Below are 13175 nucleotides of genomic sequence, written 5' to 3' on the forward strand. Positions count from 1 at the left end.
CGACGCACCATTGGATGATCACCTGCGGCGTGCCTACCGATGATCCGGTCGGCGATCCGGGTGGCGAAGGTTTCCTTGCCGTCGGGCCCGATGGCACGCGCTACTGGTTCACCCACCTCACCGATCGTTGGGCCCCCACCATGCAACGGCCGGTCGGTACGGGCTTGGGTCTGCAATCGTTGGTGGTGCATCCCAATCTGACGCCGGACGATCGTCTGGTTCGTCGTCAGGTGTCCATGATGGTGACGCGGATCGAGGATCGTTTCGGCAACAGCCTGACCTACAGCTACAGTGGTGATCAGCTCCAGAGCATCACTGCCAGCGATGGTCGGCAAGTCAGCGTGAGCTATGCGGCAGGCACCGACCGGATCAGCGCGCTCAGCGTCACGCCGGCCAGCGGGCCGGCGCGTACCTGGAACTACCAGTACAACACTGACGCCAGGCCGCTGCTGACCAAGGTCACCCTGCCCGATGGCACAGCCTGGTCGTACAACCTGGCCGGGCTGCGCAGCGGCCTGGTCATCGACGAAGGCTCGGGTGATTGCGACAACCTGGGTGCGGTGTCGAGCAACGTCTTGAGCGGCAGCATCGTGCATCCGTCCGGCCTGACCGGCACGTTCCAGATCCAGCCGGTGGTGCACGGGCGCTCCTACGTGCCGCGACAGTGCGTGATGCCGTCGACCGGAAGCCTCTCCAGCTATGCCTACAACCCGCGTACCTACGCGGCCTTTTCGATCACCCGAAAGACCTTCAGCGGCGCCGGCCTGCCGCTTCCCCAAGCCTGGGTCTACAGCTACTCGCCGGCCAACGCCAGCTGGTCGCAAGACTGCGCCGGCGGCTGCGCCAGCACCGTGTGGACCGACGTCGTCGATCCGCTGGGGCATGCCGTCCGTAGCACCTTCAGCAACCGCTTCGATGAGACCGAGGGGCAATTGCAACGCACCGACTACTACAGCGGTGCGGTGGGCAGCAGCCTGTTGCGTTCGGAAGCCAATCACTACGCCGCCTCTACCACCGGAGCGTGGCCGAGCGTGTACGGCTATAACCTGCAGTCGCGCATGAACCTGACCATTGTTCAGCAGGTGGCGCCCCTTCAGCAACGTGTGATCACCCAGGACGGTGATACCTATACATGGCTGGCCGAAGCGTTCGACGCCTACGCACAAACAACGAAGACCAAGCGATCCAACACGATCGCGGGCCAGACGGCGATCGAGGAGTCCACCGCCTATCGCAACGACACGAATCTTTGGGTGCTCGGTCTGCCGCTGACGGTAACCAATGTCGCCACCGGCGAAGTGGAGTCGAGCACTACCTATGACACCAGCAACGACACGCTGCTGACGCGTTCGCGCTTCGGTCAGACGCTGATGCATTACACCTTCGACAGCGCCGGCCAGCTGGCGAGCTTCACTGATGGCAACAACCACACCACCACGCTGGGCAACTACAAACGCGGCATCCCGCGGGCGATCGGTTACCCGGACGGTACCTCGCAAAGCCTGGCCGTCGACGACTTCGGTCAGATCACCAGCATCATCGACCAGGCTGCACACACCACCAGCTACACCTACGATCCGGTGGGGCGCGTCACCCAGGTCACCTATCCGGCCGGCGACGAGGTGGCGTGGTACCCCACGCACTTCGCCTACGCCTTCGTGACCAGCGCCGAACGCGGCATCGCCGCCAACCACTGGCGGCGCACCGTCACCACCGGCAACGCTTCCACCGTCACCTACTTCGACGCGATGCTGCGCCCGTTGCTCAGCGATACCTCGATCATCGGCACGGCCGGCTCGGATACCAGCACGGCCAGCGCCTACGACGCCAAGGGCCAGGCCACGTTCGCGTCGTACCCGGTGGCCGGTACACCGGCACTGTCCGCCATCACCAGCGGTACGCACCACAGCTACGACGCCCTGGGCCGCCCCACGCAGAGCATCCAGGATTCCGAACTCGGCCCGTTGACCAGCCTGACCGCCTACCTGTCCGGTGCGCGCCGCCAGGTCACCGACCCCAAGGGCAATGTCACCACCACCAGCTACCAGGTGTTCGACCAGCCCGGTGGCGACGCCGTCATCAAGGTACTGGCGCCGCAGGGCATCACCCAGACCATCGCTCGCGACCTCTACGGCAACCCGCTGTCGATCACCCAGTCCGGCCTGTACGGCACCGAGCAGGACAGCCTCACCAGGCACCTCTACTACGACATCTACCATCGCCTGTGCCGCAGCACCGAGCCGGAAAGCGGCAGCACCGTGATGCACTACGACGCGGCCAACAACCTGGACTGGAGCGCCACGGGCCTGGCCATCACTGGCAGCGCGTGCAGCCAGGATCAGGTGGCCACGGGTGCAAAAACCGCTCGCACCTACGACGCGATGAACCGGGTGCTGACGATCAGTCCGCCGACGGGAACGCAGGGCACGATCTATACCTACGACGCGCTGGGCCAACTCAAGACGGCCGTTTCGGGCATCGCGATCCAGGGCTATGCCTACAACTTCCGCGGCATGTTGACGAGTGAAGTGCTCTGGCTTCCCGACAACAACAACCTGGCATGGGGGCTCGGCTACGCCCACGATGCCTACGGCCACGTCTCAGCCATCGGCTACCCGGGCAGTCCCGGCGAAGGCGTCGCCTACGCACCCGATGCTCTGGGCCGGGCCACCCAGGCAGGCAGTTACGCCAGCGGCGTGCACTACTTTCCCGACGGCAGCGAACAGGGCCACCTGTTGGGCAACGGCATCAGCGCCCTGATCCAGAAAAACACGCGCCTGCTGCCGTCCGGCCTCAGTTACGCCCTCGGCGGTACGCAGCGCCTGAATGAGGCCTATGTCTATGACAAGGACGCCAACCTCACCAGCGTCACGGATCTGGTCAACGGCCAGAACAACCAGACCTTGGGCTACGACGGGCTGAACCGGCTGATCTCGGCGATCGCGCCGAATGCGTGGGGTACGCAGTCCTACGCCTACGACGCCCTCAACAACCTGCGCCAGAACGTCAACATCGGCTTTCCGATCAACATGCACGTGGACGCCAACAACCGCCTGACCAGCGTGACGTTCGGCACCACTCCGTTCACCACCTACCAGAACGACGCTCGCGGCAATCGCACCGCGATGACCTACAACGGCGTCACCACCCAGTACAACTTCGACGCGAAGAACCAGCTGCTGGCGGTGCCGGGCGTGGCCAGTTACGCCTACGACGCGGCGGGGCGGCGGATCATGAAGACGCCCGCGGTGGGCGGCGCCGCGGCGGCCACCTACAGTTTCTACAACCAGGCCGGCCAGTTGATGTTCGGCTACGACGCGGCCACCGGGCAGGGCACCAACTACATCTACCTCAACGGCAAGCTGATCGCGCGGCACAAGGGCAGCACCGTCACCTACCTGCTGACCGACCGGCTGGGCAGCCCGGTGCGCGAGGCTGATGCCAGCGGCAATGTCACGGCGAGCTTCAGCTACCGACCGTACGGCGGCCTGGATAGCGGGCCGAACCAGAGCCAGCCGGGGTTTACCGGGCATGTGAATGATCCGGAGACGGCGTTCGTTTATATGCAGGCGAGGTATTACGATGCGGGGACGGGGCATATGCTCAGCGTCGATCCGGTGGGGCCGACGCCGGGGAGCGTATACAACTTCAGTCGGTATGCATATGCGAACAACAACCCGGTCAATTTAGTAGATGCTGACGGGAAAAAATCCGCATGGATCCAGGATGGCCGTCGAACCGATATCGTTATACCGGTTCATTTCGTTGGAAGCGGCGCCTCAGAGGAGAATATCAAAACTATTATATCGTTGGCTAAGGGCATTGATATGCTAGATCGGAGATATAGAATTTCCATTATTTCGACAGATGTCCCAATAAATGGGCAGTTAAACACGATGGATCTCAGCGCTGGATATGATTATAAAAATTATGGTGACGCTGGAGAGGGTGTGAAACCTAGCTTGGACAATGGTCACATAAATACGAGCAATAGTGCGTGGAGGCGGGCTGCTTTACATGACATTATGCATTTTGCTCGCTTCAAAGATCAGTATGTTTCTGAAGGGAAGGGCGATAAAAGGGTGCGTACAGGTTATTTAAATGGACATACCAGGGATGATCTTATGGCGGACAGGGATGGTCATGTTATTTCAGCGCCAGAGGTAGAGTATGCTGATGATCATGGGCGTCGTGATGGCACAAACAAAATCTGCAAAGTGGTTGATGGCGGCATTACGCATTGCGATTAGGTGAAAAATCATGAATTATTTAAAATTATTGATGTTCATCATTCCTTTGTTTTGGTTGTCACCTTTGAGGGCGCAGCATCTGTTCGCGTCACCTTCGTTTTGCGGAGGGCAGTTATGTATAGGTGCTGGCCGGGTCGTAAGTGGCGATAAACTGAACGATCCGTCGTACTACTTCCGTCGTGCAGGCGGCTTTGAGCCCTCTGTGTACATCGTCAAGTATAAGGATTTTGGTCGTATTGACCTATCTATTAAATTGGTAAGCGAGGAACTTTGCGCTGAGCTCAATGAGCCGCCCGTGGGGCCAAAAAAAGGTGATGGTGGAATCACATATAGCCAAGAGTTCTGCGAGAAAATTAATGGGAAGGCGTACCTTATAGCAATTTCGCTGTTGGGCTTCGATGCAAAAAAAGCACGAGATCTGTGCAGTCAATCATTTAGTGGCCTATGGGGCATCGATAGTGACTCCGTAAGCGTGCTTGTGTATAAACCAACTTATAATAGAATAAATTTCGATCTAGACTGTTCAAATTAATGAGCGGGATCCGCGCTTACGTCCAGCAGCAGCGTGCGCTGGGAACCAGCCGGTTCCAGGAGCCATTGAGGGAGATTTGCGGCGCGTCGCGATGACAAGACCGTGAGGCAGCAAGCCCCGAGACCTGACGCCTGGCCAAGAGTAATTTCTCTGATCTATTTTGCTTTTCTCTTGGGAACTTCTATTTTTTGCTAATGAGGTGATGGGGTGAAAACGATAAGAGCGCGAAGTATAACGATGCTCTATTTAAAGGGAGGAGGTAATTAAATCCCGGCCTTTTGATCTTTCCAGCCCGTGCGAGCTCAGCGCTCCACGTGTTCCGCGGCGCCCGGTGGTTTCGGTGTGCCGATCCAGCGCCGCGTGCCGAGTTGCTGGTCGATGCTGTTGGCCAGTTGCTCGATGCGCGGGCGTACCGCTTCGGCGGCCGGACCGGTGCAGCCGAGGTAGAAGTCCACGCTGCGGCTGCCGCCGGGGCCGTCCACGGTGATCCTGATGCCGGGCTGGTCGGTCATGACCATGCCGCAGCCGTCGTTGCGGCTGACGTAGCTGGCCTGCATCGCATCGAAGTCGGCGCGCGCCAGCGCGTCGTGGATCGCGGCCAGCTGGGTCGGGGTGACCTGGCCGGTGGCCTGCATGGTTTGCACGTGGGCCTGGCCGGTGAAGCTCACCTGGCCAGCGGCGGTCACGGTCACGCGATACGCGGGGCAGTTGCCGAAGCAGGTGCTGCGTTCGAGGGTGATGCTGTTTTCAGGCATGGGCTGGGTACCGTCGGCCTGGGCGCGCATGGCGCAGGCGCCCAGCCACAGCATCGAGCCGGCGAGCAGGCCGCGCAGCAGCAGGGTGCAGGCTGGCTTCATGGTGATGCTCCGTGTCGGTCGGGGATGACCAGCATAGCGGCGCGCGATGAAGGCGATGTGCGCGTGGCGCGTGGCGCGTGGCGCGTGGCACCATCAGTCCTCCTCCGCGTGCGGTTTCCACGCTTCGCTGAGCTGCTTCTGCACGGTGGCCGGCACCGCCTCGTAGTGGCTGAGGTCGAGGCTGTAGCGGCCGCGACCACCGGTCATCGATTTCAGTTCGGTGGGGTAGTCGGTCAGTTCGGCCAGCGGCGCCTGCGCCTTGATCACCAGCTCGCCGCCACGCTGGCTGTCGGTACCCAGGATGCGGGCGCGCTTGCCGGCCAGGCCGCCGGTGACGTCGCCCACGTTGTGCTCGGGGATCGCCACCTCGATGTTGACGATCGGCTCCAGCACGGTGGGCCGCGCCTTCACCACGGCATCGAGGAATGCCTTCTTGCCGGCGCTGATGAAGGCCACTTCCTTGGAGTCCACCGCGTGGTACTTGCCGTCGTAGACGGTGACGCGCACGTCCTGCAGCGGATAGCCGGCCACGGCGCCGTGTTCCATCGCCTGGCGCACGCCTTTCTCGATCGCCGGCAGGAACTGGCCGGGGATCACGCCACCCTTCACCGCGTCGACAAACTCGAAGCCGGCGCCGCGTTCCATCGGCTCGACGCGCAGGAACACCTCGCCGAACTGGCCGGCGCCGCCGGTCTGCTTCTTGTGCCGGTGATGGCCTTCGGCGTGGCCGGCGATGGTTTCGCGATAGGCGATCCGCGGCGGGTGCGAGTCCACCTCCACGCCGTAGCGCTCGCGCATGCGTTCCAGCATCACCTTCAGGTGCAGGTCGGACAGGCCGCGCACCACGGTCTCGTTGAGCTCCTTGTGATGCTCGACGCGAAAGCACGGGTCCTCTTCGGCCAGCCGCGCCAGCGCATTGGAAAGCTTCTGCTCCTGGCCCTTGTGCTTCGGCTCCAGCGCCAGCCCGAACATTGGCGCGGGAAACGCCAGCGGCGCCAGGCTGATCCGGTCCTCGTCGTGCGAGTCGTGCAGCACCGCGTCGAAATGGATCTCCTCCACCTTGGCCACCGCGGCGATGTCGCCGGGCACGGCGGCTTCGATCTCCACATGGTTCTTGCCCTGCACCCGGAACAGGTGGCCGACCTTGAACGGCTTGCGGCCGTCGTCGACCAGCAGCTGGCTGTCGCGGCGTACGGTGCCCTGCCACACGCGGAACACGCCCAGCTTGCCCACGAACGGGTCGTTGACGATCTTGAACACGTCGGCGATCACGTGGGCCGACGGATCGGCGCTGACCGCCAGCGGCGTGCCATCGTCGCGGGCGAACGGTGGCGGGTTGCCTTCGGCGGGATTGGGCAGCAGTCGCGCGGCGAGGTCAAGGAATTCGCGGATGCCCGCGCCGGTGCGGGCGCTGACGAAGCAGATCGGCACCAGGTGTCCTTCGCGCAGGCATTGCTCGAACGCATCGTGGAGCTGCTCCGGCGTGAGCGAGCCTTCGCCGGCATCGAGGTAGCGATCCATCATGCCTTCGTTGATCTCCACCACCTGGTCGAGGATACGCTGGTGCGCCTCGGCCAGTGACGAGAAATCGGTGGCGCCGTCGCTGTGGAAGAAGCAGTCCAGCACGCGGCTGCCGCGATTGGCGGGCAGGTTCACCGGCAGGCATTCGCTGCCGAACTCGTCGCGCAGCGCATCGACCAGGGCGGGCAGGTTGGCGCCGTCGAAGTCGATCTTGTTGATCACCAGCACGCGGGCCAGGCCGCGCGCTTTTGCATGCATCATCATCCGGCGCGTGCCGTACTCGATGCCGTTGATCGCGTTGACCACCACTGCCACGGTTTCCACCGCCGACAACGAGGCCAGCGTGGCGCCGCGGAAGTCGGCGTAGCCGGCGGTGTCGATCAGGTTCACGTGGCAGTCGCCGTGATCGAGGTTCGCCACGCAGCTGTCGATGGAATGGGCGCGCGATTTCTCCTGGCTGTCGCTGTCGGAAACCGTGTTGCCGCGCTCGACGCTGCCGGCGGACTGGATGGCGCCGCCGGCGACCAGCAGCGCCTCGAACAAGCTGGTCTTGCCCACGCCGGCGTGCCCGGCGAATGCGATGTTGCGGATGCTTTCCGTGGAATACGTCACGATGCGACCCTCCCATGACTGGGCGCGGATCGTGCCGGCATCAACCACGGCGCCGCACGAAGCCGCGCTGTAGCGGCTGACAATGGCGGGCCGTCATGGTCGTCCTCGAGTTCGCGGCAGGCGAAGTCAGCGGATCGGGCGGTCATGGCGGAGAGGCGGCGCAAGGCGCCGCCCGCCTAGACTTGAGCCGAGCGGCGTGCGGGTCAAGCTGCACTGCGGGGAACCGCCGCCGTCGCCGGGTGGTCTCAAGCGCCGTGGCGTCGCCATCCCGCCGGATGTGCGCCGCCATCCGGCCGGCCGGAATTCAGTTCCCGCTCGGCATGCTGCCCGCTCCCGCCACGCCCGAGGTTCCGTCATCGCCCGCTCGCCGCTCGCCCAACGCCCGTCGCCGGTGCCCGCCGAGGAGTCGCCGGCACCGCCGATGCAGGAGGCGACCCCGCTTGCCCTGGGCGGGCGTAGCGGCCGCTGGCACGAGCCACGGCGCGAACGCCGCCAGCACTGGCTGGCCCTGCTGCTCGCCGCGTTGCTGCACGGCGTGTTCGTGCTGGTGGTGTGGCAGCAGATGCGTCCCCGAATGATCGCCCCGACCACCAGCGCGCCCGCCCAGGAAGCGCTGCAGATCCGCTTCATCAGCAGCACGCCGGCGAGGGCGACGCCACCGGTCCCGGCGTTGCAGGCACCGCCGCGTCCCCGCGCTCCGCTGGCGCCGCGCGAGCCAGCGCGAAAGAACGCCATGAGCCTGCAGCTGCCCGCGCCGCCCCCGCCCGACACGACACGGCTGTTCGATGCAAACGGCCAGCCCCTGTTGCCCGCCCCGGCAAGCAGCACGCCTGTGACCGACTACGTGCAGCACCTGCCCCAGGGCGATCCGCGGATCATGCAGCACCGCAGTCCGGTCACCTACCAGGCCACGCGCTTCGAGAAGGACTGGGGCAAGGGCAACGCCGTCGACAGCGCGCTGCAGAAGCTGGTCGACAAGACCACGGTGAAGAAGACCATCCGGCTTCCGCGCGGCGTGCGCATCCACTGCGCGATTTCGCTGGCGATGCTGGCCGGGGGTTGTGGCGGCGATCCACCGGCGAAACCTTCGGCGAAGGACGGCGACGTGCGCCTCAACATGGCGCCGGCGCGCTCGCTGGATGGGCAGGCGCATGCGCCGAAGCCACCCACCGAGCAGGCCTGCATCGACATGTATCGCGCCGGCAAGCCGCTGGCCTGGGGTTGCCCGGTGGACACGCCCGATCGCGCCGTGGATGCCGAGCTGCGCGAGCGGGCCGCGAAGGCAGCGCGCGGGCACTGAACCCGCGGCGGCATGAACCTCGCGACGGTCGATCGTCACGCCCGTCACGCGCAACCGGGGCGGCGCCCGCTACACTCATCCGATGCCCGCGCCACCGCCACACGCCACCTCCCGACGCGCCGCCAACCCCGCGCAGGTGATGCTGAACTCGCCACTGGCGGCGGCCACTCGTGCACGCGTGTATCACCAGCGCACGCGGCCACGGCCGCGCGAACGCACCCTGCGCATCGTGGCGATGGCGGGCGCCGTGGTGGTGCATCTGTTCTTCCTGTTCGGCTTCGTGCTCGGCCCCGCGTTCCAGGTCGTGCTGCCGCCCGAGCCGAAGCAGGTGCTGTTGCAGGTGCGCTTGATCGAGCCGCCCGAGCCGCCACCGCCGCCACCGGTGCGCGGCACGCCACCGAAGGAGCGCGGGCCGCGCCACCAGGGTCGCGACAAGCGGCCGGCCCGGGTCAGTGAACGCAGCGCCAACGTCGAGGCAGTGGTGACGCCGGCGCCACCCGCAGCGGCCGCGCCGCCGGTGGTCGCCAGGGTGGCGAAGGTCAAGGCGCCCAAGCCGAAACCCGTGGCCGCGCCACCGGCACCGGTGAGCTTGCCGCAACCGGCCCCGGCGCCCGATCTGCAACCGGTGCCGCTGGCCGGCGAGCCGCCGGCGATCAACCTGCCCACGCCGGTGGTGCAGGCGCCGGTGCCGCCGAAGTTCCAGCCCGAGGCCGTGCGCAAGCCGCAACTGGAAGGCAATCGGCCGATGCCGCCACCGCCTTCGCTGGCGATGCCCGAAGTGCCGCCGCAGGCCGCGCCGCCGATCGCCATGCCGAGCATCGCGCTGGACGTGAGCGTGCCCAAATCCGCAGCGCCGGCCAGCATCACCGTGATGCGTGCCGAGCTTCCCGCCGCGCCGCCGGTGCCCGCATTGCAGCCGGTGCCCCTGCCGGCGCAGGCCTCGCCCATCGTCAATCTGGACGCGCCGCTGAGCGCGCCCCGTCCCACGGTGTCCAACGAAAAGCCCCAGGTGCAGGCGCCGTCGATCGAGGTGGCCGAAGCCGAACTCGACGCCGTGCCGCTGGCGCCATCGGCACCCGCCGAGATCAAGCCGCAGGCGCCCAGCGAAAAGATCGAGGTGACCGACACGCCGCGGCAGACGGCCGTCCAGCCGTCCATCGAACTTCCCGAACTGAGCGCGCCGCCCACGGTGACCCCGGCCGCCGCGCCCGTTCCCGACAGTACGACGGCAAAAGCCGAATCGCCCCAGTCCAAGGCCAGCGACGAAGCGCAACAGCCCGTGCCCACCCCGGCGGACCAGTCGCCCGGGCGCGACGTCAGCCGCGCGCCCGACGCCATACCGCAAGGCAGCGACCTGGGTGATCCGGGTCGAGCCGATGCCGTCGTGCGCGAACCGGCAGCGGCCGACAGCAGCGCCGCCACGTCGGCGCAAGCGGCGAAGCAGCCGGGCAACGGCAAGCAGGTCGCCGCCGACCAGACAGGCAAGGCACCGACTGCCAGCGACCAGGCTGGCAAGGCGCAGCCCGGCGGCAACCAGCCCGGCGCACCGCAAGGCGTGCAGAAGGGCAGTGCGCAAGGCGAGCCGCAAACCGGCCTGGGCGACTACGTGCAACTGAAGCCGCACGGCGACACCCAGATCATGAGCCACGGCCGCCCCGACATCGGCTACAAGCCGACCCGCTTCGAACAGGACTGGGCGCCCGAAGGCGAAAGTTCGATCGACACCGCGTTGCGGCGCGCGGCGGAGAAGACCCGGGTCACCCACACCTTCCATCTGCCACGCGGCATCCGCATCAAGTGCGCCGTGAATCCCCTGATACCGATCGCGCTGCTGGGCTGCGGCAACCCCGATCCGCCGGCGAAGCCGCTGGACCAGAAAATCTACGATCGCCTGAACCTGGCCCCGGCCAATCCCGTGGCCACGCCGGCGGTCGCTGCCAGCAGCGCATCGCCAGCGCCGATGATCAAGTTCGACAACAGCGCAGAATGCGCCGCCGCCCGCGTCGCCGGCAGTCCGCCGCCCCCCGGCTGCGAAGTCATCACGCTGCCAGTGAAGCCCGCCGCGCCGGCCTCATCATCCAGTTCGTGGGTGCCGGCGAGCGATCAGTTCCATTGAGCTGTCGTGGACTGCGGTGGCGCCTTGCTCCAAGGCCCGGAACGCGCCAGCGCGACCGCGTCTTTTTCAGGCGAGGTTTGTCTTCCGTTCGCCAGGATGAACCGGCGTATCCATCCGGTGTAATGGTTCCGATGCACAAGCTGCGGTGTCCGTGCGGCAAACGCCGCCGAACTTCGTCCAGAAGGCAGGTAGACGCGTTACCGAACCAGCACCTGCTATCACCATCGATTGTGGGGGATAAGACATAGCGCCCCGATTTGTGGGATATGCACAGGGAGAATTACCTGCGGATGCGGGAGCCATCATCCGGCCAGTCGTGTCGCTCCTCAGGATCGGTCCTTGACCAAGCGCAGCCGAAAGCTGAACATCCATTGCATATGCCCCGATATGGGGTCTACTAAGCGTTAGGCCCATGAAATACAAAAACATCGACTCAGCGCTACGCAATTTCGGCCATTCTTTTGTGAGCCTGATGAACTACGTCGACGGCGAATATATCTGCGACGAACTGCTTGCAGCCGCAAGGTCAGCGACCAATAACGAGATCCGGATTGATTTTTCAGCTTCCGCCCCTCCCTTGGGGAGTTCTGATCAACTGGCCAAGTCCTTCGACCATTGGAAAGCCTGGCTTCCCAAGCTTCTCGAAAGCCAGAACGTACTACCTCACAGCGTAGGGGCGGTTCTCCTTCGGTATCGGCTTACACGTACGGGACGCGAGGTTATCGTCGAGGCTGCCGATGACCGTGGACAGCCACACAAAGTCTTTGTTCATGACTAGGCAGTTGCTGGGTTACAGCGACGGGCGTAGCATCAAGTTTGAACTGCACAGCTGATCAGCTTTCATCGAAGCACTCCTGGGGCGTTCGGTAGTTCAGTCGCTTTCTTGGTCTGGCATTGAGCNGCGTAGCATCAAGTTTGAACTGCACAGCTGATCAGCTTTCATCGAAGCACTCCTGGGGCGTTCGGTAGTTCAGTCGCTTTCTTGGTCTGGCATTGAGCGCCTCAGCAATAAGGCTGCAGTCAAGTTGGGTGATTCCATGCATGCTGCTGCCCTTGGGCAAGTACTGACGAATTAGTCCGTTCGTGTTTTCGTTGGTGCCTCGCTCCCACGAGTGGTGTGGGTTGGCGAAATAGAAGCACACGCCGGTCTGTTGCTCGATGCTTCTGTAGTCGTGGAATTCCGTTCCATTGTCCGCCGTGATGGTCTGCACGCGACCGGCATGCTTGCCGATGAGCCATGAGGCGCGTGTTGTCACCGACTCCATGGTGCGGTCCGGCAACTTGCCGATCAGGGTATAACCCGTTCGCCGCTCCACCAGGGTGACAATGCAGTCCTTGCTGCCGGTGCCCATGACGGTATCGATTTCCCAATGGCCAACTTCGCTACGGTCGTTGATGACGGCTGGCCGTTCACCGATATTCCGCTTGCCGGCAAGACGTCCACGGCTATCGTAGTGCCCGTAGCGCTTGCGACGCCGCTTCGTGGCGCAACGCAAGTAAGCGTGAAGCCATCCGCCACGCGCCTTGTCTCTCCAGATGTGCTGGTAGATCGTCTCGTGACTGATAGACAACAGTCGCCGACGTTTGAGGTGCCCAGCGATCTGTTCTGGACTCCACAGATGCGGCAGCAGGCTCTCGACCAGGCGAAAATCCTCCGGGCGAAAACGACGGTTGCGACGTGACCGTGACCGCCGACCGCGCGTGCGGCGATCGGCCTTGCTGGGGCGATACGCACCATCGTTGCACTGGTTGCGCCTGATCTCGCGCGCAATGGTGCTCGGATGGCGCCCCAGCTGGCGAGCGATCGCTGCCGCGCTGCTTCCTTGCTTTCGCAGCGCGGCCAGCATATATCTCTCACCCGAGGTGATCTGGCGATAGTTCATGACGACGATCCTCTTCTGGCCGGAAAAGTTTCATCGTCAGTATCGCCGATCACCTCGACTATCCTTCGGGGCCGCGCCTGTGCACTTAGTATTTGAATTCGCGG

Annotated in this window: 8 protein-coding genes; 5 read left to right on the plus strand and 3 right to left on the minus strand. The window is 64.3% G+C overall.

Annotated features, from left to right (window positions below; translation table 11 throughout):
- Window positions 1-14: 14 nt before the first annotated feature.
- The gene (locus tag ASD55_RS17820; RefSeq protein ID WP_056768443.1) at window positions 15-4250 is read left to right on the plus strand and encodes an RHS repeat-associated core domain-containing protein; all 4236 of its coding nucleotides are present in this window, start codon (window positions 15-17) and stop codon (window positions 4248-4250) included.
- A gap of 10 nt (window positions 4251-4260) precedes the next feature.
- Window positions 4261-4782, plus strand: coding sequence for a hypothetical protein (locus tag ASD55_RS18615; RefSeq protein WP_157599058.1), 522 nt, complete (start codon window positions 4261-4263; stop codon window positions 4780-4782).
- A gap of 302 nt (window positions 4783-5084) precedes the next feature.
- On the opposite strand, the gene ASD55_RS17825 is transcribed toward ASD55_RS18615, so the two are convergent.
- Window positions 5085-5639 (minus strand): DUF6438 domain-containing protein, encoded by a 555-nt coding sequence (locus tag ASD55_RS17825; RefSeq protein ID WP_056768446.1) that lies wholly within the window; start codon window positions 5637-5639, stop codon window positions 5085-5087.
- Window positions 5640-5732: 93 nt separating this feature from the next.
- Window positions 5733-7772: an elongation factor G gene (fusA, locus tag ASD55_RS17830; protein WP_056768459.1), complete on the minus strand. Its 2040-nt coding sequence runs from the start codon at window positions 7770-7772 to the stop codon at window positions 5733-5735.
- A gap of 421 nt (window positions 7773-8193) precedes the next feature.
- Here fusA and ASD55_RS17835 point away from each other — a divergent pair, with 421 nt between their 5' ends.
- From ASD55_RS17835 to ASD55_RS18620, 3 genes are all read left to right on the plus strand, one after another.
- Window positions 8194-9072, plus strand: coding sequence for a hypothetical protein (locus ASD55_RS17835; RefSeq protein WP_056768462.1), 879 nt, complete (start codon window positions 8194-8196; stop codon window positions 9070-9072).
- 82 nt (window positions 9073-9154) lie between these two features.
- On the plus strand, window positions 9155-11188 hold the full coding sequence (locus tag ASD55_RS17840; protein WP_235577875.1) for a hypothetical protein: 2034 nt from the start codon (window positions 9155-9157) through the stop codon (window positions 11186-11188).
- Between the two features lie 412 nt (window positions 11189-11600).
- Entirely contained in the window at window positions 11601-11966 is a 366-nt protein-coding gene (locus ASD55_RS18620) for a hypothetical protein (protein ID WP_157599059.1), read from the plus strand.
- A 154-nt stretch (window positions 11967-12120) separates the two neighbouring features.
- Here the strand turns inward: ASD55_RS18620 and ASD55_RS17845 are convergent, their stop codons facing one another.
- Window positions 12121-13071, minus strand: coding sequence for an IS30 family transposase (locus ASD55_RS17845; RefSeq protein WP_056768449.1), 951 nt, complete (start codon window positions 13069-13071; stop codon window positions 12121-12123).
- Window positions 13072-13175: the final 104 nt, after the last annotated feature.

This window comes from Rhodanobacter sp. Root561 (assembly GCF_001427365.1).
In the GTDB taxonomy this organism is placed as follows: domain Bacteria; phylum Pseudomonadota; class Gammaproteobacteria; order Xanthomonadales; family Rhodanobacteraceae; genus Rhodanobacter.

Coding starts and splice junctions, on each gene's coding strand:
- ASD55_RS17820 (WP_056768443.1), top strand. CDS start 15: ATGATCACCTGCGGCGTGCCTACCGATGATCCGGTCGGCGATCCGGGT.
- ASD55_RS18615 (WP_157599058.1), top strand. CDS start 4,261: ATGAATTATTTAAAATTATTGATGTTCATCATTCCTTTGTTTTGGTTG.
- ASD55_RS17825 (WP_056768446.1), bottom strand. CDS start 5,639: ATGAAGCCAGCCTGCACCCTGCTGCTGCGCGGCCTGCTCGCCGGCTCG.
- ASD55_RS17835 (WP_056768462.1), top strand. CDS start 8,194: ATGCAGGAGGCGACCCCGCTTGCCCTGGGCGGGCGTAGCGGCCGCTGG.
- ASD55_RS17840 (WP_235577875.1), top strand. CDS start 9,155: ATGCCCGCGCCACCGCCACACGCCACCTCCCGACGCGCCGCCAACCCC.
- ASD55_RS18620 (WP_157599059.1), top strand. CDS start 11,601: ATGAAATACAAAAACATCGACTCAGCGCTACGCAATTTCGGCCATTCT.
- ASD55_RS17845 (WP_056768449.1), bottom strand. CDS start 13,071: ATGAACTATCGCCAGATCACCTCGGGTGAGAGATATATGCTGGCCGCG.